General features: G+C 33.1%; 21 protein-coding genes. 19 read left to right on the top strand and 2 right to left on the bottom strand.

Annotation, left to right across the window (positions count from 1 at the left end):
* Positions 1-23: 23 nt before the first annotated feature.
* From tolQ to RMAG_RS03555, 9 genes are all read left to right on the top strand, one after another.
* Positions 24-695, top strand: a complete 672-nt coding sequence (gene tolQ / locus RMAG_RS03590) for a protein TolQ (RefSeq protein WP_011738081.1) — start codon at positions 24-26, stop codon at positions 693-695.
* Complete coding sequence (gene tolR / locus RMAG_RS03585; protein WP_011738080.1) at positions 692-1,144, top strand: protein TolR; 453 nt, start codon at positions 692-694, stop codon at positions 1,142-1,144. Before tolQ ends, tolR begins: the two co-directional genes overlap by 4 nt.
* Positions 1,144-2,025, top strand: a complete 882-nt coding sequence (gene tolA, locus RMAG_RS03580) for a cell envelope integrity protein TolA (protein ID WP_011738079.1) — start codon at positions 1,144-1,146, stop codon at positions 2,023-2,025. Before tolR ends, tolA begins: the two co-directional genes overlap by 1 nt.
* Entirely contained in the window at positions 2,025-2,417 is a 393-nt protein-coding gene (locus RMAG_RS03575) for an antitoxin Xre/MbcA/ParS toxin-binding domain-containing protein (RefSeq protein ID WP_011738078.1), read from the top strand. The genes tolA and RMAG_RS03575 overlap by 1 nt, the downstream gene beginning before the upstream one ends.
* Before the next feature lie 515 nt (positions 2,418-2,932).
* Positions 2,933-4,969, top strand: coding sequence for a glycine--tRNA ligase subunit beta (gene glyS, locus RMAG_RS03570; RefSeq protein WP_011738077.1), 2,037 nt, complete (start codon positions 2,933-2,935; stop codon positions 4,967-4,969).
* A 196-nt stretch (positions 4,970-5,165) separates the two neighbouring features.
* Entirely contained in the window at positions 5,166-5,291 is a 126-nt protein-coding gene (locus tag RMAG_RS06275; protein WP_148196298.1) for a D-aminoacyl-tRNA deacylase, read from the top strand.
* Positions 5,292-5,332: 41 nt separating this feature from the next.
* Positions 5,333-5,743 (top strand): PGPGW domain-containing protein, encoded by a 411-nt coding sequence (locus RMAG_RS03565; protein ID WP_011738076.1) that lies wholly within the window; start codon positions 5,333-5,335, stop codon positions 5,741-5,743.
* Between the two features lie 3 nt (positions 5,744-5,746).
* Entirely contained in the window at positions 5,747-6,376 is a 630-nt protein-coding gene (locus tag RMAG_RS03560) for a hypothetical protein (protein ID WP_011738075.1), read from the top strand.
* Positions 6,373-6,702, top strand: a complete 330-nt coding sequence (locus RMAG_RS03555; RefSeq protein ID WP_024792161.1) for a Spx/MgsR family RNA polymerase-binding regulatory protein — start codon at positions 6,373-6,375, stop codon at positions 6,700-6,702. The genes RMAG_RS03560 and RMAG_RS03555 overlap by 4 nt, the downstream gene beginning before the upstream one ends.
* A 9-nt stretch (positions 6,703-6,711) precedes the next feature.
* Here RMAG_RS03555 and trxA read toward each other — a convergent pair whose 3' ends face one another.
* Positions 6,712-7,065, bottom strand: coding sequence for a thioredoxin (trxA, locus tag RMAG_RS03550; RefSeq protein ID WP_011738073.1), 354 nt, complete (start codon positions 7,063-7,065; stop codon positions 6,712-6,714).
* Between the two features lie 513 nt (positions 7,066-7,578).
* Complete coding sequence (locus RMAG_RS03540; protein ID WP_011738072.1) at positions 7,579-8,733, bottom strand: cation diffusion facilitator family transporter; 1,155 nt, start codon at positions 8,731-8,733, stop codon at positions 7,579-7,581.
* Positions 8,734-10,734: 2,001 nt separating this feature from the next.
* Here RMAG_RS03540 and RMAG_RS03535 point away from each other — a divergent pair.
* The 10 genes from RMAG_RS03535 to RMAG_RS03490 all read left to right on the top strand — a co-directional run bounded on the left by RMAG_RS03535 (position 10,735) and on the right by RMAG_RS03490 (position 24,605).
* Positions 10,735-12,042, top strand: coding sequence for an imelysin family protein (locus RMAG_RS03535; protein WP_011738071.1), 1,308 nt, complete (start codon positions 10,735-10,737; stop codon positions 12,040-12,042).
* Positions 12,020-13,387 (top strand): di-heme oxidoreductase family protein, encoded by a 1,368-nt coding sequence (locus RMAG_RS03530; RefSeq protein ID WP_011738070.1) that lies wholly within the window; start codon positions 12,020-12,022, stop codon positions 13,385-13,387. Before RMAG_RS03535 ends, RMAG_RS03530 begins: the two co-directional genes overlap by 23 nt.
* 369 nt (positions 13,388-13,756) lie before the next feature.
* Positions 13,757-14,071 carry a hypothetical protein gene (locus RMAG_RS03525; protein WP_148196294.1) on the top strand — a complete coding sequence of 105 codons (315 nt, stop codon included), beginning with the start codon at positions 13,757-13,759 and terminating at the stop codon, positions 14,069-14,071.
* A gap of 942 nt (positions 14,072-15,013) precedes the next feature.
* Positions 15,014-16,711: a multicopper oxidase family protein gene (locus RMAG_RS03520; RefSeq protein WP_011738068.1), complete on the top strand. Its 1,698-nt coding sequence runs from the start codon at positions 15,014-15,016 to the stop codon at positions 16,709-16,711.
* A gap of 62 nt (positions 16,712-16,773) precedes the next feature.
* Positions 16,774-17,430, top strand: a complete 657-nt coding sequence (locus RMAG_RS03515; RefSeq protein WP_011738067.1) for an ABC transporter ATP-binding protein — start codon at positions 16,774-16,776, stop codon at positions 17,428-17,430.
* Positions 17,431-17,490: 60 nt separating this feature from the next.
* The gene (locus RMAG_RS03510) at positions 17,491-18,510 is read left to right on the top strand and encodes a Fe(3+) ABC transporter substrate-binding protein (RefSeq protein WP_011738066.1); all 1,020 of its coding nucleotides are present in this window, start codon (positions 17,491-17,493) and stop codon (positions 18,508-18,510) included.
* Positions 18,511-18,599: 89 nt separating this feature from the next.
* Positions 18,600-20,216 carry an ABC transporter permease gene (locus tag RMAG_RS03505; RefSeq protein WP_024792158.1) on the top strand — a complete coding sequence of 539 codons (1,617 nt, stop codon included), beginning with the start codon at positions 18,600-18,602 and terminating at the stop codon, positions 20,214-20,216.
* Positions 20,217-20,293: 77 nt separating this feature from the next.
* The gene (gene argJ / locus RMAG_RS03500) at positions 20,294-21,523 is read left to right on the top strand and encodes a bifunctional glutamate N-acetyltransferase/amino-acid acetyltransferase ArgJ (RefSeq protein WP_011738064.1); all 1,230 of its coding nucleotides are present in this window, start codon (positions 20,294-20,296) and stop codon (positions 21,521-21,523) included.
* A gap of 390 nt (positions 21,524-21,913) precedes the next feature.
* Entirely contained in the window at positions 21,914-22,261 is a 348-nt protein-coding gene (locus RMAG_RS03495) for a hypothetical protein (protein WP_024792157.1), read from the top strand.
* A 961-nt stretch (positions 22,262-23,222) separates the two neighbouring features.
* Positions 23,223-24,605, top strand: a complete 1,383-nt coding sequence (locus tag RMAG_RS03490) for a ribulose-bisphosphate carboxylase (protein WP_011738063.1) — start codon at positions 23,223-23,225, stop codon at positions 24,603-24,605.
* Positions 24,606-24,630: the final 25 nt, after the last annotated feature.

Here is a 24,630-nt window from a genome sequence, read left to right as displayed (position 1 = left end):
TAGTGCAATTTTGGAGAAAATAAATGGATAGTTTGTCAATTTTTAGTTTAATTCTTAGTGCCGGCTTTGTGGTGCAAATGGTGATGTTAATTTTAATATTGATGAGTATTTATTCTTGGACTCTTATCTTATCAAAAAAGAAAATCCTGATTGATACTAACAAGAATATTAAGTTGTTTCATCAAAATTTTTCAGCCAATATTGATTTAGAAAAATTAGCATACCAAACGCTTAAAAAAGATATTAATCAAAGTTCAATGGAGCGTATTTTTAGCACAGGTTTTCAAGAACTTACTCACACCACCTCAGATTTTAATCAAGTATTAATAATAGATGCTGAGCGCGCTTATCGAGTTATGAATACCATGGCTAATAACGAAGTTAACCGCTTAGATAGCGGTTTGAGTATTCTAGCTATGATTGCCTCATCTAGCCCGTATATTGGCTTATTTGGCACAGTTTGGGGAATTATGCACTCGTTTATTGGTTTGGCATCAGTTAAGCAAGCAACCGTCGCCATTGTTGCTCCCGGCATTGCTGAGGCGCTTATTGCAACGGCATTTGGTTTATTTGCTGCTATTCCTGCCACCATTGCCTACAATCGTTTAATTTCTCAAGTTGAGTCAATTAACAATAAATATACAGCCTTTGTTGAACAATTGTTTGTTTTGTTTCAAAGACAAAATAGACAATGATTGAATTACCAAAACGACACAGACATGTCATAGATGCACAAATTAATATTGTTCCATATATTGATGTGATGCTAGTGCTGTTGGTAATTTTTATGATGACTACGCCTATTATTGAGCAAGGTATTGAGATTGATTTACCTTCTACTGAGGCGAAAATGGTAGATTTCACGCAACAACAGCCTACAATTATTACCATTGATAAGCAAGGTAAATATTTCATCAATTCATTTAATGAGGATGATTCTGATATCGCTAAAGGGGAAAAATTGCCATTAGGCATTATTGCAGGGCGCGTTAGTGCCCGGCTTGAAATCTATCCACAAATGAAAGTGTTTGTTCGTGGTGATAGGCAAGTGGCTTATGGTTCTGTTGTATCTTTAATGTCTTTTTTACAAAAAAATGGAGTTGATAAGATTGGTATTGTGACTGAATCTCCAGATGCAAAATAATGAATATTAATTTTTTTAAAAAAATTAAATTGCCTAAAATTGCTAGGCAACACCCTTTTGCTTTTTGGATAACAATTGTGTTTCATATTGGGTTAGTTATTGGCTTGCTATTTTCAAATGTTCAACGTTGGGAAATTCCAAAACAGATTGCCAAATCAAACGTGACATTTAAAGCAGTGACGATTAATTTAACTGAGATTAAAAAAGAAAAACAGCGATTAATTAAAATTAAGCAAAAGCGAGAAAAGCGCTTTAAAGCGTTACAACGTGCAGAAAAAAAAGTTGAGAATGAACGTTATAAAGAACAACAACGTTTGAAAAAACTTAAAGTAAAAGTTAAACAAGAGAGAAAAGCCAAAACCATTGCTGAAAGAAAAAGAAAAGAGGCCGAGAGTAAAAGTAAGCAAGCCTTAAAGAAAAAGAAGTTGGCTGAAAAGGAAGCCCTTGAAGCGGAAAAGAAAAAACAAGCAATTGAAAAATTACGTCAAGTTGAAGCTAAAAAATTCAAAAAAGAGCAAGATAATCGTTCATTAAAAAAAGAGATTCAAGCTGAAGAAGACCAAGATAGACAACTTGCTCAAGAGAATATTTTAAATGAGCTAAAGTTTAACTATATCAATCAAATTGCCTTAAGAATAAAAGAAAAATGGCGCTATCAAGGTGCCAAAGATAGTTGGAGTTGTGATGTTGAAATTTTGCAAGATTTGAATGGACAGGTAAAAAGTGTTAACCTTAGATTTTGTAATGTTGATGATAGTGCTAAGGCGCAATCATTTAAAGACTCAATTGAGCGTGCTGTTTATAAAGCTTCGCCATTACCATACGCGCCTGATAAGAGTGTATTTGATGCACAAGTCTTGTTTCATTTTAAGGTCAATTAATGGAGATTTCCAAGTTAGATGATAAGATTCAGTCAAAGCTTACTTTACAGTTGTCTCAAATCTTAGAAAATTGGCATTTAGAAAATGTTGAGCAACTTAAATTATTAGGTTTAGATGGGATTATTAAGTCTAGACATTTGTACCTATACAGGCGTTTAGATAAGTCGTTTGATTTTGATGAGCAATTGTCAAAACGTACTGAAATAATTTTAGGGATTAGCGAGTCTTTGGGTACAACTTTTCCAACCCATAAAGAATATGGGGCAATTTGGCTTAAGCGTTCGGTTAAAAAATTTAAACATAAAACACCACTGGAACTCATGTTGAGTGGTGATATTGGCATGATGCGTGTTTGGCATTTTTTGGATTGTACTCAAGGGTGGAAAAATTGAAATTAAAGTTCAAACTGAAATACTTAAAGTATATACTGAGGCACAAGAAGTTAGGTAGTTCTGGTTGAAATTTTGATGCAAAATGATATGCTGGCGGTAAGAATTTGTTCGGACAAGTAAGAACTGATTTATTTTTCTAAGTTTTCTTGGCATGACTGTATTTGGCAAACCAATTAAGTCCAAGTCAAGCCAAGAAAAAACAATTAAAACCACGTCAAATTTGTATCAGAATAAAGTTTACCAGGCGTCTAAAGTTATGGTTGATGAAGTGAATTAATTTGAACAAGTTATTGCAAAAGATGGTGACCTGGCTCTTTTGAATGACATTAAATCAGGCGCTGAAATTATATCATTTAGTGATATTTTAGCTTACAAAGAAGTACAAGGTCTTTTTTGCTGATATTTATAAGCGATTTGATGCCAGGCAAATTATATGCGCGTCGGGTGCTGATTGATTTATTGGCTCATAAGTTAAGATTTTAAATTATCTAAGTAAAACATACCTACAAACCTTTATGAATACAAAAGATTTTTTATTGGAGCTCGGATGTGAAGAACTTCCACCAAAATGCTTACAGCAATTATCCAATGCGTTTACGCACAATTTAACCACTGAACTTGATAAGCTTAAACTGTCTTATTCAAGCGTTGAGTCTTTTGCTACTCCTCGTCGTTTAGCGGTATTGGTTAGTAATCTTCAATTGCAACAAAATGACCAAATTATTGAGCGTAAAGGTCCATCAATTAGTGCGTTTGATCAAGATATTGAAGGCTTTGCTAAATCTTGTGGTGTAGCTAAGAATGTGTTAGTACAAAAAACATTTGGCAAGACACAATATTATTTTTTTACCAAGCAACAAAAAGGCTTAAAAACAATAGATTTACTTGAATCTACTGTTGATATTGCTATTCAAAATATCTCTATTATTAAACCCATGCGCTGGAGTAATTTGGATACGTATTTTGTACGCCCAACGCATTGGTTGATTATGATGCTAGGTTCTGATGTTGTGCCAGCTTCAATTATGGGTTTGGCTTCTGGCAATACAACTAGAGGCTTACGTTTTACTGGTGAGCGCATATTTGATATTACTTGTGCTAAGGATTATCAAAAAATCCTTCTTGAAAGAGCGCAAATTGAAGTTGACTTTAATACACGCAAAGAGATAATTAGAAAGCAAGTGATTCAGGTGGCGAAAAATAACAATGCCATAGCAGTTATTGACGAATCCTTACTTGATGAAGTTTGTGCATTGGTTGAATATCCACGTGCATTTTCTGGTAATTTTTCATCTAAATTTTTAGATGTACCGGAAGAGGCGCTAATCTCTGCAATGAAATCGCATCAAAAATATTTTCATATGTTAGATGTGGATGGTAATTTAATGCCAGTATTTATTTCAGTTGCCAATATCGAATCTAGCAATTTATCGGTTATTATTGATGGTAATGAGCGTGTAATCCGTTCACGTTTGGCTGATTCAGAGTTTTTCTGGACACAAGATAAAGCTCATACGCTTGAATCTCGTTTGGATAAATTAAATCAAGTTTTGTTTATGAAATCCTTGGGTTCAATGGGTGATAAAATCAAACGTATTGAGATATTTTCAGGTTATATTGCTACTGTTATTGGCGCTAATGTTAAAGATAGTGCTCGTGCTGGCCTGCTTTGTAAGAGTGATTTGGTGACAGATATGGTGGGTGAGTTTGCTGACCTTCAAGGTGTGATGGGTGGATATTATGCTCTTAATGATGGAGAGAATAAAGCGGTAGCTTCGGCTATTAGTGAACATTATCATCCAAGATTTTCAGGCGATTCTTTACCGAATACAAGTGAAGGTTTAGCAGTTGCGATTGCTGATAAGTTAGATACAGTTACTGGCATTATTGGTATTGGTCAAGGTCCAACTGGCTCTAAGGATCCGTATGCACTTAGAAGGATGGCGTTAGGTTTATTAAGGATTATGATAGAGTCAAAACTTAATCTTAATCTTAAAGAGCTGATTAGCAAATCATTAAATGAGAATTCATCTGCTGTAAATATCAATAGTGTTGATGATATTTATCAATTTATGATGAGGCGTTTACGAGCTTATTACAAAGAACAAAAGGTTAATATACAAGTTTTTGAAGCGGTATTAGCAGTTTGTCCAGAATCACCTTATGATTTTCATTTACGTGTTGAGGCACTTAATACATTTACCAATAATCAAGCATTTGAAAATCTGATTGAAACAAATAAACGCATTGCTAATATATTAAAAAATTATTCAAACTTATTAATTAAGGTTGATGATTCGGCCTTGGTAGAAGTAGCAGAAAAAGCGTTATTTAAGGCAACAAAAAGCCTTTCCAAGCGTATCTTAAATTCTACTAACTACACCAAGAATATACAAGAACTTATCGCCTTTAAAGATATAATTGATGAGTTTTTTGATAAAGTGATGGTCAATACAGACGATGTCGTATTAAGACAAGCGCGCTTAAACTTAATCAATTGGGTTAGGTCTTTATTTTTGTCAGTCGCTGATGTTTCACACCTTAGCTTATAACTTTATCTAACAATGAAAGTTTTAATTTAACGCTTTACGAATGTTAAAGTTGAAATGAATGGTAAAATTGCAGGGCTGAATTAACCAAGGGTTGTTAGTTTTTGTTAACATTGAGAAGTTTGATGAGCAAGTATAAGTAAAAAAATAGTTAAGCGATTGTCATTATATCGAATATTTTATGATGTAAATCAAAAAGATGAATCTATCAATTAAAGAAGTATCAGGTGGTTTATTGGTCATTTCTCAATTTACCTTAGCGGCTAAATGTCAATTCAGTTATAAGGTCTGGTTTTTATACTACCAAGTCACCAGAACAAGCTAAAGTGTTGTTTGATTATTTTTTGACTCAAATGAGAGGGCATCATGTTAGATGACATCATGACACTTTTAAGTCAATTTGAAGACGTACTCATGATGATTGGTATCGTTTCTAGCGTAGTTTTTATTATTAGTTTATTATTAATACCTTATTTATTAGGATTAATTCCATCAAATTATTTTCTAAAAAACTCAAAAACGCAATTAAAAATAAACAAACCCTTTGATTTAATCAAATTGATAATTAAAACACTGATTGGTTTTATATTACTGATTGCTGGTATTATTATGTTGGTGACTCCAGGTCAAGGATTGATATCAATTTTATTAGGTTTATTTTTAATGGAATTTCCAGGTAAGCGACAATTAGAGCTTAAATTAATCAATCACCACCCAATTTTTAAAACACTCAACTGGCTGCGCTCTAAAGTTAACAAGCCTCCATTTAAGCGATAATTCATGAAAGAAAGTAAAATAATATCAATAGTGTTACTAGCAGTAGTGGTAATATTTACGTTGTTTTACCTACTGACTCGTGATATGAAAATACCACGAAATCAATCTATGCCATGGCAGAGTTTTATCAATAATCAAGGTGATACGGTTGTGTTTAATTTAACCATGGGTAGTAGCAATCTTACCGATGCAATGCATTTATTTGGCTCTGAGGTTGAGGTTTCTTTGTTTGAAAGCGAGGGCAAAATGCCAGAACTAGAAGCGTTTTTTTTCAGTACTAAAATGGGTGGTATTGGTGCTAGTGTTATTTTAAGTTTAATGCTTGATCAAAAATGTATTGAACGTTTGAACAACAACATTAAAAAATCAATGGTTATGCCTTCAGGTGTTAGAAAAACAACGTTTAGTTTAACTGCTGAAGTATTAATGTTTAATTTAAAAATTAAGTCATTAACCTTTATACCTAAAGCAAATTTATCAAAAGAGGTGATTGTTAATCTATTTGGTGAGCCTAGTAGAATAGAGCTGTCTATTCAGGGTGTGTCGTATTGGTATTATCCAACTAAAGGTTTACGTATTATTGATGATGAAAATAAAAAAATTTTAGAATTTTATAATAAAATAATTCAATGATTAAAATGTATGGCATTAAAAACTGTGACACCATTAAAAAAGCACAAAAATTCTTGATTAATCATCAAATTGATTTTGAATTTATTGATTTTCGTGATAATCCGATTGATAAAACTAAGTTGCAAACATTTGTAGATAAGCTTACTTTAGAAAAATTAATCAATAAGCGTTCTACTACTTACCGAAACTTAAATGATAAAGAAAAAGACAATATTACCTTAGAATTAGTATTAAAAAATCCAACACTCATCAAACGTCCAGTGCTGGTAACGAATAATGATATTATGGTTGGGTTTAGCAAAAAATCTTATTCAAAGTTATGCTAACTACTATTATTATTTTTTAATTTCTTCACGTACTTTATTCATGTCAAGCGCTTTTGCCTTGTCAATAACAGCTTGCAAGTCAGTACTTGACATTGCACCTGGTTGAGAAAAGATTGCAACTTGCTCTCTAAAAATCATCAAAGTTGGAATGGAACGGATTTGAAAATTACTTGCCAGTTCTTGCTCATCTTCAGTATTTACTTTGGCAAAAATAACATCATCTATTTTGTCAGAGACTTCATCATAAGTGGATGCAAATTGTTTACAAGGGCCACACCATGGTGCCCAAAAATCTAGCACAACAATATTGTTATTTTGAATGGTTTCGTCAAAATTACTTTGACTTAGTTCTAATACTGCCATTTGATTTATCCCTAAAACTTACAAAAATAAAAGTATATCATAAAGGTATAATATATGTTAAGCAAAACCCAATCTTTTTATGAAAATTTTAATGGTTGATCTCGGATCAAGAATAACAGGCTTTGACTTAATTGAAGCTAATAAACTTAAATTTAATTATCTATCTAATGGTTGTATCCACATCAAAAGTACGTTACCTGAGTGCATTACGACTATTTTTGTAGAAATCTAGCAAATTATTCAGAAATATCAGCCTGATATTATTGTGGTGATTGAGTGTGCTTTTATGTTTCCTAATAATCAAAATCCTGATGCAACAATTAAACTTGGGCATGCGCGAGGCGCTATTATTTTATCAGAAGGTTCAAATCATAGGTTGATTAGCTGAGTACGGTCTTAATCAAATCAAAAAGCTATTGTTGGAAAAGTACATGTTACTAAAGAACAAGTATCGCGAATTGTTAAAGTTTAATAAAGTGTCTCAAGTAGATGTTATTTAGCTTATCATTGTCTTTAATCTTGACTAAAATAAATTTTAATCTTGCCAAAACCCTTCAGTTTGTTAACGGTTTCTTGCAATTTTACTAGTATTTTATCGGCACTATTATCAGGCTGAAGACATTTAAGCGGTAAGTAAAAATCCACATAAATTTTGCCCTCTAAATAGTGTAATTGAATACGGCTAACTTCATCATCGTACTCGTTATTAAATAAGGCTTTAGTCAAAATTTCCAATGCTTGTGCGCGTTCTGGCAAAGCCTCGTAGGGTGCATTAATTTCATCATCCTCTACGTCAATATGCACAGTTACATCGCTTAAATCTTTCAAGCATTTTTTAGCCACACGCTCAACACTAACACTAATAATATGTCCCTCGCTAACACTTAAAAATGGATCAACTTGCACATGTACATCACAAGAAATAGTATGTCCAATTTTGCGAGTACGTAGAGAGTGAACACTATTAACACCACTAATTTTCCCTAGTGCATGTTTTAATTGTGTCACTTGTTGTGCATCAATGGAGGTGTCTACCAGTTCTTTGGTTGCATCTAAACCCAATTTCCAGGCAATGTAAATAACCATCAAACCTACAACAATAGCTGCAATGCTATCTAAATATGGATAGCCATTTAAACTGCCAAAAATACCAATCAACACTACAATTGAAGACAATGCGTCTGAACGGTGATGCCAAGCATTGGCTTTTAATAAGTCAGATTTATAAGTATTAGCTACCTTTAAGGTATACCAATATAAAGCCTCTTTAGAAAAAATTGACAAGGTACCAATGCTTAAAAGCAGTGAACTATGTGAAAGTGAATAAGGGTTAGCCAATCTAGTCATGGCATTAAAGATAACACTCAAGCCAATAATGGCTAAAATAATTGCAAGACCTAGTGTGGCAACCGTTTCAAATCGTTTATGCCCATAAGGATGTTCCTCATCAGCATCAAGGGCTGAATGTTTAGTGGCATATAAAATCAAGCCATCAGATAATAAATCAGAAAACGAGTGAATGCCATCTGCAATTAAAGCACCAGAATTGCCAATAAAACCTGCAATAATTTTAAATACTGCTAATAAAAGATCAACAACAGCACCCATAAGGGTGACTTTTTGACTGGCTTGTGTGCGTTTAACTAAATCCAAAGTGATAAAAATCATGAATGATGATCGCTTTATTTTATGTTATCTCTATTTAAATATGCAATTATTAAACCATGTCTAGTGACGATAATGGCTTATTAGAGCCTTCTTTTTGTGCAGCTTGCAAGCAAAATTATAGTAGAACATATATATTTATGATTCAAAAGTTTCTACACAGTTTTAAAAATCAATTTTATTTTATAATAAATACACTGCATAAAAGGGTACCTGAATGTTTATGCTCTGATTTTAATGATTATTTTTGCCTTTTTTACTATCAAAGAATGGTTATAATTAAACACGTTATTAATAATGGAGAATTTAATTAATAACCCATCTACTCTTTTTCAAATTGCTAATAATTTTAGTGGAAATAGATAAAGTTCTAAAATACTTAGAGTTAGAAATAGTGATTTGATTGGCGTTAAAATTAATGTCTTTTATTTTAAGTTTAAGCGTTTCACTTGACCTTAAACCGTAACCATACAATGAGTTGATAACTGTCTTTTAGTTGTAGAATGATTGATTCTGATTGTTATTTTAAGAGAATGTCAGGCAAGTTTTTCTTGTAGCTAACTCTTAGTGTTGAGATTAAATCTTTTTTAATGCTGATTTTCAATATGATTATATTTTACAAAACGTAAAATATAAGATTGATGAATAAGAACCGTCTCTTGACTGTAATAATGTTTATTTAATTGATTATTAATGTAATAAATTGCATTCTTAATTTTAAGATTAAAATGGTGAAATATCATCATTCATTAATAAGAATAGTGCAAATAACCTAAGGTAATTTACTTGAGTAATAAATCATTAAGTAGCGGTTTTGATTGATTTAAAGCTATGGCTGTTTAAGGTTTGAACGAGTGAAAAAGCAAACTGGCTTAACATTAAGCTTGAGTATGAAGTGGTAAACGATTTAAAGATTGCTATTAAGTTGTGCGAATAAGAGAAAGACTTTGTTACACGTACTATGCTAGTAAGTTAGTTAGAAGATATCGAGTAAGAACACACTTATTGGCTAGAAAAATTATATCCAATCACAAATGTAAATCTAGTTTGTTTTAAACGTTTTAATAGTACGATTTTTCGTGCTGTTTTTTATGTTATTTCACTAAAAATGTATTTTTTACATAAATAACTTGCAATTGCAAATGATAATAAGTATTATTTGTGTTTAAGTTTTTCAAGAGAAGATGCCTATTAACAAAAAATACAATTTGATGGAGAGATACAATGCAAAAGGAATATTTAATATTGTCACAAAAAGATTTGAAAGATTATTTGGCTTATTTTGATAAGTTGGCTAATTAGCGTAGGTTATAAATGTATTGTTTATCTCTCTTCGCTAATTATCTCCGATAGCAATCATTTAAACATTGCCTCATGCTTTTAGTCTAAGTATGAGGCAAACCAAAAAATGCATGACGGGTTTATCATCTACCCTTTCAAACTTAATGGGTAAATTGATTATGCTATCAAGCCTTGTAGAGGTAACTACTTAACATGGAAAGACAAATGAAAAATAAAAAGTTAAAAATAACCATAAATACAACAAATTTATCAGGAAAAAGTTAGCGGTTTGATTGAAATGGTATAGTTCAAGCAATAACAAGGTTGATTTTGGTGATTTAGAACTGACTGTTTTACACATAGTAAATGAGTAGTTTGATGGCACAATCAAAGTTAAAAGAAGAGGAAAGAATGGGCCCTCACTAAAGAAAACGATATTATTTTAGATGAGACAATGATTATACCAACATCAGCGTCTTTATAGCTAGTATAGGTCGTATTGGAAGGCATGAATGCTAGTCTTTTAACTTGGTTTATAGTAAGATTGATGGCACTGATAAGAAAAAAGATTTGATTTATACTCTTTCACCAGCAGAAAGTGTTATTGTCTTTTTGACAAAATAAAGTGGATGAACAAAAATCAGTCAATGGTTAAAAGTTGTTTACGAACTCTAATGAAACAGCTATTTTGAGTAAAATTTTTATAATTTAAGAAGAAATAATATGAAAGTACAAAAAAAATTAATAATTTCATCTGCCTTAACAGTGGTAATGGTAATCTCTATTACAAGCACATTTTTGAGTAGTGAAGAGGTCAGTCCGTTGTTGATCACTTATGCAAACATTGCAACGGCAAACTACACGGATGCTTTAAATGATGCTAAAACACTAAAAGAAAAGTTAAAATATTTTACTAATCGTCCCACAATAGTTTTAATGGAAAATGCTAAAGCAGCGTGGTTAAATGCTCGTGAATCTTATGGACAAATAGAAGCATTCAGATTGTCTAATGGACCTATTGATGCAGAGGAAGGCTGGCATACGTCTTATGGTGCTCCAGAAGGACAATTAAACGCTTGGCCGTTAGATGAAAATATGATTGATTATACGACGAATGCTAAAGGTAAAAAAACAACTGGTAATATTATTGATACCAAAGGTATGTTAAATCTAGGTGGTGAAAATCCTTTAGCGATTGATGTTAGTACAATTACTCCTAGTGTATTAGCAGCTCTTAATGAAAATGGTGGTGATGCTAATGTTGCAACGGGCTATCATGCTATTGAATTTTTATTATGGGGTCAAGATCAAGATTATACTAATTTTATGAAAGATGGTGTAACAAATGGTGCGTTGGTAGCAGGTCAAAGAGCACTTTCTGATTATACGATTAATGCGAATGCTGATCGTCGTAAGCAATATTTAAACGCAGCAGCAAGCCTGATTGTTTCTGATTTAGAATCAATGGTTTTAGCTTGGGCAGATGGTGATAGCACTAATTACAAGGCGGCGTTGTTGGGTAAAAATTCTGATGTAACTAAGAATATTGATACAAAAGTAGCGCTAAAGCAAATCTTTTCTGGTTTGGGTGTTTTTATTAAGTCTGAACTTGCTAACGAACGTATTGCAGTGGCAGTGCTTACGCCTTCTGAAGAGGATGAACATAGTTGTTTTTCTGATAACACACATCGTGATATTACACAAAATTTCCAAGGTTTTAAGAATTTGTTGTTTGGTACTTATAATAGCGTTGACTATGGCGTAGCACCTATTGATGCCATGAAAGATAAAACTAAGTTGATGAGTTTGATTGCATCTGTTAATGCCAAAATTAATCAAATGAATACATTGGCACAAGTGAGTCGTCATTTTGATTATCAAATTCGTCTGAATGATACTCAATCTAGACAAATCAAAAAACTTAAAAATGAGTTAAGGGCCATTGGTGATCAAATGATTTATGTGGCAAAATCAAATGGTGTTGATTTGACGGTTGAAGATATAATAGATGCACAGGAAACCAAACTATAAATATTTATTAGTTCTAAGTATATCAATTCTTGCTGTTAGTTTAATGGTAAGGGTTTTTGCTAATGGCTTGGAAGATTTATCAATCCGTGTATTAAATCAATCTTTTACACAAATTCAGCCTGACTTAAATAATGATGAGGTGGATGAGTTTATTTTAGGTAAAAGTTTTTTTCGTATTCCTTGGGTGGAGGCACCTTCTGCAACAACACGTGACGGATTAGGTCCGTTATTTAGTGCCAATACTTGTATTAATTGTCATGCAAAAAATGGTCGTGGTAAGGTATTTGAAACAAAGAATATCGTTGATAGGTCGCATGTGATACGCTTGTCTATATTGTCAAATGGCACAGATGAACATCAACGAATGATAGCTAAATTTGGCTTTATTCCTGAGCCGAGTTATGGCGCTCAAATTAGTATTAATGGTGTTCCAGGTGTGCCTTTTGAAGCTAAACCTTTAGTGCATTATTCAACTAAAGATATTCATTATCCTGATGGCACTATTGTTACCTTACAACAACCAATAATTAAGTTAAAAAATTTGGGTTATGGTGATTTACACCCTAATACAATTGTTAGTGCTAGGATTGCCCCAGCACTTGTTGGATTGGGCTTATTAGAGCAAATTACTGATGCGCAAATCCTAGCCAATGAAGATGTTCATGATGCTAATCATGATGGTATTTCTGGTAAAGCCAATCGAGTTTGGTCAAGTCAAACCAAGCAAGTGGAGATTGGTCGCTATACTTGGAAAGCTTCTACTCCAACGATAAGACATCAATTGGCCAATGCTGCTATTAATGATATGGGGTTGACCAATCCTATTCATGAACATCAGTCGTGCATGCCAATACAAATTGAATGTATTAACGCTTCAAAAGATGGGGAAAAGCATGAACTGACAGCACAAAGATTAAGTGCCATTAGTTATTATTTGACAAACTTAAAGCTGCCAAAATCTATTGTTAAAGAGTATCAAGGACAAAGACTATTCTCTGAAATTGGCTGTTTACAATGCCACATTTCAAGTTACTTACTACCTAGTACCACCACTATATATCCATATAGTGATTTTTTATTGCATGATATGGGAGAGGGTTTGGCAGATTCTCGTTCAGAGTTTGATGCTTTGGGCAATGAATGGCGTACACCGCCATTATGGAGATTGGGCAGAGTCGCTTTAATGCTCAAAGATAATAAGAATTTTTTGCATGATGGTCGTGCACGTAACTTTGAACAAGCAATCCTTTGGCATGGCGGCGAGGCTGAGAAATCTAAAACTTTGTTTATGAATTTACCTATTAGTAGTAGGGATAAAATATTGCAATTTTTGAATGAAATATAAGGATACTTGATGACGGTTGTTTTTTTGGTTGTGGTCGGTTGGTGTAAATACAGTTGGTGAGAAAGTTCTTTAACCAAGTTTTTATTGTTAATATAGTATTAGTTATTAAAAATGCTGAGTTATTGATTGATAGTATTAACCAATCTAATCAAACAGCCGTCAAAAGGTAATTTGATAAAAAGTTGAAACCACTTATTTACTGGGTGATTTAAATGAGGATTATTTAGACATATAAAAATATAAAATTCCAACTAGATTTAATTACCTCTATAGGGGTGATGCGCTATGTATAAGCATTCACATAAAACCATCAACGCTTTGGAATACATATTTTTTACAAAATATTTGTCTCATCAAAGGATTAAAAATATGGCGTTAATGATTGCTCAGCCAATCATTAATTATTTGTCTGAAATATTTAATGATTATAAAACTCATCAGTCAAAATTTCTTGAAAGGAAACAATACGTTAGTACAATTTTGTTAAATACTTTGGTTAGTGATGTGACTGGTTTGAGTAAGAAATTTAAGAATAGAGCAAATAATTATAGGACAGAATACGTAATTAGTGACAATAGCATGAATGCCATTAAAGTCATTCTTGCAACGCAAGCTCAGGTTATTAATTCATCAGATTATCAAGATTTTAGCGATATTACGTGTCAATTAAAAGCAAGAAAATAGATTAATCAGTTCATTAATATTAAACGATTCGATTGTTAATGCAAATAATATGTCCGAGTTTAATTTTGTTAATAACAAGGATAAACGCTCATACTAATCCTTATGAAGGCTTATTGCATTTCTTAAATGAATGGCTAGGATTTGTCTCTAAGGTGTTGGATGCTGATGTAGATTAACCCACTTGAATACTTAATAAACCCTCATAAACAAATTTATTGGCTGTTTTTGTTAAGTTCGTTGATGATTAATTTTATTTTTTTAAAGTGCTACCCAAAATAAAAATATGTTATTTTCCAATACTGATGGGTGCTAAAAAAGTGGTATTATTTGCCAATACTACCTTATTAGATCAATACGGTTTTATACATATAGATGGTTTTTTATGTGTAAGTGAGTGCTATTTACGCTTAATTCGTTCATTTTAAGAGATTTTACCCGCTGTTACATCACATCTATTGTACTTTGTACCGTGATTGTTGGCGTTTCATAAAGTGCATCATATAATGCTAAGGTTTTAAATCCATTGACGTTTTATTGAGTGTATCCTGTGGAATCCTTGTTGTTTAGCTTTCGTTATTCTATGAGTATTGGTTTTGTGACAGGTGTTTTTATATTTTTATTTGGCAGTTTTGTGGGTGTTTTATGATATAACTTATTTACTTTTGTGTTTTCATTGTTAGAATCTAATCTAAGACATTCCCATATTAAGTTAGGTTTTAGCAATGTGATTGAGCGATTTTTAATTTCTCAACTACAACATTAAATTCACCATTTTAGAAGCCGTCTTAATGCCAATTTTGATAGTTTTTTATCAATTTTGTATTTATTGTTTGACACATTAACCCTTTAAAAAATATAAACTAATATTAAATTTGGTTTAGAAAAGAATAGATGAAAAACTTTCAAAATCTGTAAGGTTTTAAGACTAAAAAGAAGATAACAATGAAACGTAGAGATTTTATTAAAACATCCATATTAGCTAGCAGCGCTTTGGCGATAGACTGTGGTGATAAAAAATCCGTCAAATTAATCCTACCTGATTATGCAGATAGGATTTTTGTTGTACCGCCGCTCATTAAGCCTAAAATTATTAATGGTAAAAAAATCTTTAAATTTTCAATTAATTACAACACAACAGAAATTTTTAAAGACAAATTAACGCATGTATTAGGCTATGGTAATAGCCTTCTAGGCCCAACCATTCGAGTGAATAATACAGATGATGTGGGTTTTGAAATAACCAATCATTTGTCAGTTAACACCACCACGCATTTCCATGGATTGCATTTACCAGCTAAAGAAGATGGTGGTCCGTATCAAATTATTCCACCTAACAAAACATGGAAACCTAACTGGCGCATTAATCAATTAGCCTCAACCCAATGGTATCACCCACATCTTGAAGGTTATACGGGTGAGCAAGTGTATAAAGGTATGGCAGGTTTTTTCTTAATTGATGATGAAACATCCAAATTATTAGATATTCCTAAAACCTATGGTATTGACGATTTACCAATGGTGATTCAAGATAGGCGGTTTGATGAAAATGCCCAATTGTTTTATTTAAACAAAGGTGATTTTGATAAATCAGGCGGCATGAAGGGTCATACAATTTTGGTGAATGGCAGACCCGTGCCTATTTTAAATGTACCTGCTCAAGTGATTAGACTAAGAATACTCAATGGCTCTAATGCAAGAATTTATAATTTAGGTTTTGAAGACGATATTCAGTTTTATCAAATTGCCAGTGATGGTGGTTTTTTAGAAAAACCAGTGACACTTACTCGAGTGTTATTAGGCCCTGCAGAGCGTGTAGAAATTTTGCTTGATTTGGGCAAAAGTAAGGGAAAAACATTACAATTAAAAAGTTTTAGTGCTGAATATTATGACAAACAAAAGCTTAATGGACACCAATTTGGCGGGCCGTTTAAAGTGAGTGGCACAGGTAGTTTATCGCATTCAGTAGATACGTTAGACAAAGTCAATTTTGATATCATGAGCATTCATGTTAATCAATCAACTAGTATCAATGTCGTTAAAAAAATTCCTAGTAAGCTCACTAAAATAACCCGATTAAAAGTATCAGATGCCGTTAAAACTAGACATTTTGGATTAACAGTTATGAGTGGTTTTAAAATCAATAGACGAGTGTTTACTTCGATGTTTAAAACTATCAATGATATTGCACTTGAAGGCGAGCATATGCTGCATTTAATTAATAACATGCAAATGGACATGAATGTGATTAATGAAGTGGTTAAAAAAGGCGATATTGAAATTTGGCGAATTACCAATGGTGCACACACTGCGCACCCTTTTCATATTCATGACGTTCAGTTTCAAATTATTGACAGAGAACAAGGCGATGGCTCGGACCCAACACCACCTAATGAAAATGAGCGTGGTTGGAAAGACACTGTATTACTTATGCCAGAAGAAGCAGTGCGAGTGATTGCTAAATTTGACCATTACGCCGATACTCAATACCCTTATATGTACCATTGCCATATATTAGAACATGAGGATGCAGGCATGATGGGGCAGTTTTTGGTAGTAGAGCCAGAGGATTTTGACACTGTCATAACTGATATTGATAACAATAAAAGAATACCGTTAAAGTCTTTTTGCAAGGTTAGTTAATCATAGCATTTTTTTTAGTTATCTTATATAATGACGCGAATCATTATCATTTTTATTGTTAAATGCTATCAGTTAACGATTTATCAATTACTTATCAAGCCACTCAAGTGTTAAATGAATTTAATTTAAGCCTTGTTACAGGTGATATTTTCGCATTAACAGGTGATAGTGGTAGTGGAAAAAGTTCAGCACTTAGATTTATTGCTGGTCTTGATGAGGTGCAAAGTGGGCAAGTAGTTTTGGATGGCAAGCAATTATCCAGCAATGGCGTACATAATATAGCAACAGAATTAAGAGAAATAGGCATGGTGTTTCAAGATTATGCATTATTTCCGCATATGAATGTTAAAAAAAACATTGCTTTTGGTATTCGTCATTTATCAAACAACGGACAAAAAGCAAGGATTAAAGAATTGCTTTTGATGATTGGCTTAGAGGGAGAGGGCATCGAAAAAAAATATCCACACCAACTTTCAGGTGGTGAGCAGCAACGTATTGCCTTGGCTCGTGCATTAGCACCCTCGCCAAAATTATTATTATTGGATGAGCCGTTTTCTAGTTTAGATAAGAACCTTCAAGAACAAATAGTGTTACAAGTCAGAGGTATTTTAAAAAAAACTAATATCACTTCAATTTTAGTAACACATGATAAACATGAGGCGACTATTTTTGCTGATAAAGTAGGGGTGATTGAGAATAGGCAGTTGACTGTTAATTAATAATAGATATTGTTTGTTATTGTGTAACTTGATTAATTTTTCATAAGGATAAAAATAAGAATGAATATAAAAATATGTGTGTCATTAACATTGATAATGTTGGCACTGACAATAACTAATGCTAGTTTAGCACAAACAAAAAGTGAAGATTTAATTACTGTATACAGCTCTAGAAAAGAGCACTTAATTAAACCATTATTTGAGTCTTTTACAAAAGATACAGGTATTAAAGTGACGTATTTAACGGGTAAAGGTAGTGCGTTGATTGAACGTTTGAAATTGGAAGGTAAAAATACCAAAGCCGATATGTTTATGACTGTAGATGCTGGCAATCTTTGGTATGCAGCCACGCAAGATTTATTTCAAGCAGTGCAAACACAAACATTAAAAAGCAATATTCCAAGCCATTTGAGAGATCCTAAAGGTCTGTGGACAGGTTTGTCAGTACGTGCAAGAACCATTGTTTATAGCACTGAACGTGTTAATCCAACTGATTTATCCACTTATGAGAATTTGGCAGATACTAAATGGTCAGGTAGATTGTGCTTAAGAAGCAGTAAAAAAATTTACACCAAATCATTGGTGGCATCGATGATTTATCATCAAGGAAAAAATAAAGTGGGCGATATTATTAGTGGTTGGGTGAATAATTTGGCAGCTACGCCCAACGCTAAAGATTCTCATGTTATGAATGCAATTGTTTCAGGTCAATGTGATGTTGGTTTGGTAAATACTTATTATTTTGGTCGTCTAATTGCTAAAAATTCTAATGTACCATTGAAGCTATTTTGGGCAAATCAGGATACCACAGGTGTACATGTTAATGTATCAGGTGCTGGCGTGATAAAATATGCTACCAATGTCAAGGGTGCTATTAAATTATTAGAATGGTTGTCAAGTGCTAAAGCGCAAGCCATTTACTCATCACTTAATAAAGAATACCCAGCCAATCAAAATGTTGCTTCAGATGAAGTGGTATCAAGTTGGGGCTGGTTCAAACAAGATAAAATGAATTTAGTACAAACGGGTATATTGCAAGCCGATGCAGTGAAGTTAATGCAAATAAAAGGTTACAAGTAGACTCTTTTTTATGTTACAAGCCTAAGGTTTGGGAAAATCTTAGGTTTTTCTTTTTTAAAATAGTATTAATAAAAATTAAAAGAAGTATTTTGGGAAAAAACTGCTTTAAATCAAAAATTTGGATTAGTATATTAGCACTATTAGTGGCTATGCCAATTTTTGTCGTGGCTTTGTCGTGGTTGTTTCCAGAGCGTGAATTGTGGGCACATTTTTCCACTGTTTTATTGCCAAGTTTAATCACTGCTACTATGGTTTTGCTTATTGGTGTAGGATTAGGCGTTACACTTTTGGGTACACTTTTGGCATATTTTGTGGTGATGGTAGAATTTCCAGGTAGATTATGGCTAGAGTGGGCGTTGTTTTTGCCTTTTACCATTCCTGCATACGTATTGGCTTTTGTATATTTAGGTGTGTTTGATTATTCTGGTTATGCGCAAGTGTGGATTCGTGAAGTATTGGGCTTGCCAGGATTTGATATTCGCACTGGATCGTGGGCGATTATTTTTACTTTTACAATGGTATTTTACCCTTATGTGTACATAATGGCACGTGCAGCATTTAAACGTCAAAAAATTAATATAATCGAAGCTAGTCAATTGTTAGGTGCTAGTCCTTTACGTGTGTTTTTTAACATATCTCTACCCATGGCGCGTCCAGCTGTTGCTGCTGGATTACTAGTAACGTTAATGGAAACACTGGCTGATTTTGGCGTAGTTAGTTTGTTTAATTTTGATACTTTTACTACGGCAATTTATTCGGCTTGGGGTGATTTTCGTTCCATTGAAGTGGCAGCACAATTAGCATCATTATTAGTGTTAGTAGCATTTTTCTTAATTTATTTTGAAAAAAAAGCACGTGGTCAAGCAAAATATTATTCAAATGACGTGTCTAATAAAAGACCTTATCATGCTTTAGGTGTTGTTGGTTGGTTGATTAGTTTGTTTGTGTTTAGTGTGTTTGTATTTTCTTTTGCTATGCCTATATTGCAATTAATCATTTGGGGCTGGACATCTGTGAGTGAGGAATGGAGTATTAAGTATGTTGATTTGATTATTTCAACTTCGGTTCTAACTATATCAGCCGCTTTAATAACGATTAGTGTTGCTATTATATTGGCATTACCCAGTCATTGTAAAAGAAATAGTCCTTGGCTTAAAGGTTTGATTAGCATGTCAATGTTAGGCTATGCACTACCAGGCTCAATTATGGCTGTTGGATTATTATATGGTATTAATCAAATGTCAGCAATCAGTGTATATTTTGGCGGTCAAAGTATTAATCATATTATTTTTGGCTCTATTGTTTTGTTGTTATTTGCTTATGTATCTCGTTTTATGGCAATTGGTTATAGTTCAATTAAAGCTAGTACCGAACAAATCAAGCCCATATTTATCCAAAGTGCACGTCTACTTGGTGCGTCACGCTTCCGGCTTATTTGGCAAATATACCTACCCATGATAACACCAGGAATTTTTGCAGGTGGTTTGTTGGTTGCCGTTGATGTGATGAAAGAATTACCAGCCACTTATTTATTGCGTCCATTTGGCTGGGATACATTGGCAGTTCAAGTCTATGAATTAAGTACTGAAGGTTTGTTTGAACGAGCTGCTGTACCAGCACTTATAATGGTTCTATTTGGTGTAGTACTAATGTTGATATTTCAATTATTAGATAAAAAATATTCAAAACAAAGTTATAAACAATAATTCATGATGTTATTTATCTATACATTCATAACAGTATTCAAAAAACAAGTCTTAATTGGCTAAAACTTTTATACGACATGGATGATTTATTAAACATTAACGGCGTTACTTGTGCAGCAATCAATTCTGGCATTAAATGTGCACAAAATTTATCGACAAACTCAAGCACTAAGGACACTGAAAAGCTAGATTTATCTATTGTTAGCTTGAAAAAAGGCACACAAACTGCAGCTGTTTTTACGCAAAACGTATTTTGCGCTGCGCCTGTATTGGTGGCAAAAAATCATCTTAATCATACTATTAAAGCGTTAGTCATTAATAGTGGTAACGCCAATGCAGGTACAGGCTTAGATAGTGCTAGCGTAGGACTTAAAAATGCTTATAAGGTTTGTGAATTGGTGGCAAAAGAGTTGGGTATTAAGACCGAAGAAGTATTGCCATTTTCAACAGGTGTGATTGGGCAAGTGTTGCCTATGGTTTGTTTTGAGGATAATATACCTATATTGGTTTCTAGTTTGGTAATAAATAACTTATCCCAAGTGGCACAAGCCATTATGACGACTGATTTGGTCGATAAAGTGCATTCTGAACAATTTAAAATAGGTGATGATTTAATTACCATTACTGGTATTGCTAAAGGCTCAGGCATGATTCGCCCTAATATGGCAACCATGCTTAGTTTTATTTTTACTGATATTAAAGCCACTCAATCTGAGTTGCAAGATTGCTTAACTCAGGCCGTTAATCAATCTTTTAATCGTATTACTATAGATGGCGACACCTCTACTAATGATGCTTGTACGTTAAGTGCGACTGGCGCATCTAGTGTTAAAATTAATAATTGTATGGATGAGTTTCAACAATCATTAAATACTGTCACCAAAACGTTAGCACATAAAATTATTAAAGATGGTGAAGGTGCAACTAAATTTGTTGAAGTGTGTGTTAAGGGTGGAGCAAGTACCAAAGATTGTCTTGAAGTAGCCTATACGGTTGCACATTCACCTTTGGTTAAAACTGCTTTATTTGCTTCTGATGCAAATTGGGGGAGAATTTTAGCAGCAGTAGGACGTGCCAATATTGCACATTTGAAAGTTGAAGAAGTGAGTATTTATTTAGGCGACGTGTGTTTGATTAAAACAGGGGAGTTGAATACTCACTACACTGAAACGCAAGGTGAAGCGCAAATGGTAAAATCTGAAATTGTTATCACCATTGAAATTGGTAAAGGTGCTTCAAAAGAAAGTGTATGGACAACTGATCTTTCTTATGACTATATAAAAATTAATGCAGAATATAGAACTTAATGATCATGAGTGTTTTTAAACTTTTAATTTCATGTTCAGATGAACATGCTTTAGTAGAGCTGTAGTCAGTCAATTTATTTTTAAGCATTAGGGTAATTTAAGAAGCTTACGGTCATATTGATGAATAAAATCAACATTTTTTGTGTGTATTAAAATTGAATCAAGATCTTTCTCTTATTCATTGAGTGAATTTAAAAATGCCTTCATCCTAGTTGTCAATCAATACAATATAGTCTGACGATTAAGTGATGCAGCGTAGTTTAAAAGAATATTAATTATGGGCTCTAATTCTTCTCACTATGTAGCAGATTTATTGCATCGTGTTTATGAGTTCAAGTTAGGAGGTGAAGTTTTTGGTATTCTGTTAATAACTATGGTAAGCTTTTCAAATTGACCACTTGGTATGGTGTACCGTTTAGAGTGGATATTCATCAAGCAACTAAAAATAATGATATTGTTGAAATGAGCAAGACAGTCAATACATTTAATTTGGATGTAATTGTTTTTTGGCACATTATATGCAAATTATTCCTTAAAACCTACGCAATCAATATAAAAATAAAATTATTAATATTGATTATAGCTTCTTGCCATTATTTACAGGTGCAAATCCATATTCTCGTGTTACGCATTTGTCATTATGTGACTGGTGTGTTAGATGAAGACCAGATTATTGAACAAGATGTCACCAGAGTAAACCATGGTGATAGTGCTAATGACATGAAGAAAATTTGGTAAGATATTGAGAAAATTACACTGGCAAAAAGGTTTGCAATACCATTTTGAAGACCGAATACTAATTTGTCATAATAAAATCATTGTATTTTTTAGTGGTTAATTGACATTGATAACGGCTGGCATTATTTCGTAAAATAGCCGTTGATGGAAAAAATATTATGTCTCTCTATTTTAGTAAAGATTGTATTTTTATTTAAAAAATTATTGTTTTGACTACTTGCAATAATGAATACTTTAAAGCGTTTGACAATGAGTAAGAGTTTATTATAATTCTAACTTAATTGTATGTTTAGAGAAAAAACCGATATGTAACCTTATTTTAACTACTTTAATGATTGCTTCGTTAGAATTAATTTCAATATTTGAATTAAATTGTATGCCTGTAATACGTATACCTGAGCCTTATTCATAGGTAATTAAAGCTTTACACATAAGTGTTTTATCGGTTTTATTGTTACTTAGTTTTTCAAGTAGCAATTTATGATTAGCCACTCTAAATGAAAAGTTATTTTTGGATATTGCGGTTTAAATTTTTCCAAGATATGGCTAATGAATAAGTTAGTTGTGGTGACAACTACAATTTACAGATGTCCAGAATGAGGGTCTAATGTTTGCTCAATATCAGATTTGATTTGTTCTAGTTTGTTAATCACTTTCAAGCAAGTTTGATATAGTTTTTCCAATAAAAGTAGGGTGAATACTTTTGCCTTTAATATTGAGCAAATAAGAATCAATTTTTTTGTAGTTGTTGGATTTGTATATACAGTAGGTTACGTAATATTAAGCTCTTTGCTAGCTTTGGTAAAACTGAATAGATACCGACTCAAAGCTATGCAGTTGTTTCAATATATATTAATCATTTTGATAGGATTTATTTGTTATAAACATCATAGTAAATATTATTTTACATTATTTAAATGTTCTTGTATCATGGGTGTTTTTTAATAGACAGGAGTCCACAATGGATCAATCTAATAGATATGCTGATTTGTTATTAGACGAAGAAACATTAATTAAAGAAGGTAATCATTTTCTTGTTGCTTACACTATGACACCAATGCCTGGTTTTGGTGGTTATTTAGAAACAGCAGCTCATTTTGCTGCCGAAAGTTCAACAGGCACTAATGTGGAAGTGTCAACTACTGATGATTTCACTAAAGATTTAGATGCGATGGTGTATGAAATTGATGAAGCTAAAGGCACCATGAAAATTGCATATCCTAATAACTTGTTTGACCGTAACTTAATTGACGGTCGTGCTATGGTTGTATCATTACTCACTCTGATTATTGGCAATAATCAAGGTATGGGAGATGTGCAGTGTGCTCAAATCCAAGATTTTTGGATTTCAAGAAAATTCTTAGAAATTTTTGACGGCCCTTCTCTGGATATTACTGATTTATGGAGTATTTTAGGCCGCTCTAGAACTGATGGTGGTTATATTGCAGGAACAATTATTAAGCCTAAGTTAGGTCTTCGTCCAAAACCTTTTTCTGAAGCAGCATACCAATTTTGGTTGGGCGGTGATTTTATTAAGAATGACGAACCTCAAGGTAATCAAGTTTATGCTCGTATGAAAGATGTAACACCTTTGGTTGCTGACGCTATGAGGCGTGCGCAAGATGAAACCAGTGAAGCTAAAATTTTCTCTGCTAACATTACCGCCGATGATCATCATGAGATGTGTGCTCGTGCTGACTACATCTTAGAAACTTTTGCTGAAAATGCGCATCATGTGGCTTTTTTAGTTGATGGTTATGTTGGTGGTTGTGGTATGATTACCACTGCACGTCGTAATTACCCTAATCAATACTTGCATTATCATAGAGCAGGTCATGGAGCTATCACCTCCCCAAGCTCTGTGCGTGGGTATACTGCTTTTGTTTTAGGTAAACTTTCTCGCCTAATGGGCGCGTCTGGTATCCATGTGGGTACAATGGGTTATGGTAAGATGGAAGGCGGTGCTGATGATAGAAATATTGCATATATGATTGAACGTGATAGTGCTGATGGTCCGGTTTATCATCAAGAGTGGTTTGGTATGAAACCAACAACACCAATTATTTCCGGTGGTATGAATGCATTACGTCTTCCAGGTTTCTTTGAAAATCTAGGTCATGGCAATGTAATCAATACTTCTGGTGGTGGTTCTTACGGTCATATTGACTCTCCTGCGGCGGGTGCTAAGTCATTACGTCAAGCATACGATTGTTGGATGGCTAAAGCTGATCCAATCGAGTTTGCTAAAGACCATAACGAATTTGCTCGTGCATTTGAATCATTCCCGAACGATGCTGATTCTCTATATCCTGGTTGGAGAGATAAGCTAGGTATTCACAAGTAAAACTTGTAATAAATAGTTTATAAAA

It is taken from the genome of Candidatus Ruthia magnifica str. Cm (Calyptogena magnifica) (assembly GCF_000015105.1).
Taxonomy (GTDB): domain Bacteria; phylum Pseudomonadota; class Gammaproteobacteria; order PS1; family Pseudothioglobaceae; genus Ruthia; species Ruthia magnifica.
The sequence above is the reverse complement of the archived record's forward strand: the minus strand, read 5'-3'. Positions and strand labels throughout refer to the sequence as shown.

Excerpts from the sequence above, each read along its gene's own strand:
- RMAG_RS03560 (WP_011738075.1), top strand. The coding sequence starts at position 5,747 with ATGAAAGAAAGTAAAATAATATCAATAGTGTTACTAGCAGTAGTGGTA.
- glyS (WP_011738077.1), top strand. The coding sequence starts at position 2,933 with ATGAATACAAAAGATTTTTTATTGGAGCTCGGATGTGAAGAACTTCCA.
- RMAG_RS03575 (WP_011738078.1), top strand. The coding sequence starts at position 2,025 with ATGGAGATTTCCAAGTTAGATGATAAGATTCAGTCAAAGCTTACTTTA.
- tolA (WP_011738079.1), top strand. The coding sequence starts at position 1,144 with ATGAATATTAATTTTTTTAAAAAAATTAAATTGCCTAAAATTGCTAGG.
- trxA (WP_011738073.1), bottom strand. The coding sequence starts at position 7,065 with ATGGCAGTATTAGAACTAAGTCAAAGTAATTTTGACGAAACCATTCAA.
- tolR (WP_011738080.1), top strand. The coding sequence starts at position 692 with ATGATTGAATTACCAAAACGACACAGACATGTCATAGATGCACAAATT.
- RMAG_RS03490 (WP_011738063.1), top strand. The coding sequence starts at position 23,223 with ATGGATCAATCTAATAGATATGCTGATTTGTTATTAGACGAAGAAACA.
- RMAG_RS03515 (WP_011738067.1), top strand. The coding sequence starts at position 16,774 with ATGCTATCAGTTAACGATTTATCAATTACTTATCAAGCCACTCAAGTG.
- RMAG_RS03530 (WP_011738070.1), top strand. The coding sequence starts at position 12,020 with ATGCACAGGAAACCAAACTATAAATATTTATTAGTTCTAAGTATATCA.
- RMAG_RS03535 (WP_011738071.1), top strand. The coding sequence starts at position 10,735 with ATGAAAGTACAAAAAAAATTAATAATTTCATCTGCCTTAACAGTGGTA.
- RMAG_RS03520 (WP_011738068.1), top strand. The coding sequence starts at position 15,014 with ATGAAACGTAGAGATTTTATTAAAACATCCATATTAGCTAGCAGCGCT.
- RMAG_RS03510 (WP_011738066.1), top strand. The coding sequence starts at position 17,491 with ATGAATATAAAAATATGTGTGTCATTAACATTGATAATGTTGGCACTG.
- argJ (WP_011738064.1), top strand. The coding sequence starts at position 20,294 with ATGGATGATTTATTAAACATTAACGGCGTTACTTGTGCAGCAATCAAT.
- RMAG_RS03555 (WP_024792161.1), top strand. The coding sequence starts at position 6,373 with ATGATTAAAATGTATGGCATTAAAAACTGTGACACCATTAAAAAAGCA.
- RMAG_RS03525 (WP_148196294.1), top strand. The coding sequence starts at position 13,757 with ATGGCGTTAATGATTGCTCAGCCAATCATTAATTATTTGTCTGAAATA.
- RMAG_RS06275 (WP_148196298.1), top strand. The coding sequence starts at position 5,166 with ATGAATCTATCAATTAAAGAAGTATCAGGTGGTTTATTGGTCATTTCT.
- RMAG_RS03565 (WP_011738076.1), top strand. The coding sequence starts at position 5,333 with ATGTTAGATGACATCATGACACTTTTAAGTCAATTTGAAGACGTACTC.
- RMAG_RS03540 (WP_011738072.1), bottom strand. The coding sequence starts at position 8,733 with ATGATTTTTATCACTTTGGATTTAGTTAAACGCACACAAGCCAGTCAA.
- tolQ (WP_011738081.1), top strand. The coding sequence starts at position 24 with ATGGATAGTTTGTCAATTTTTAGTTTAATTCTTAGTGCCGGCTTTGTG.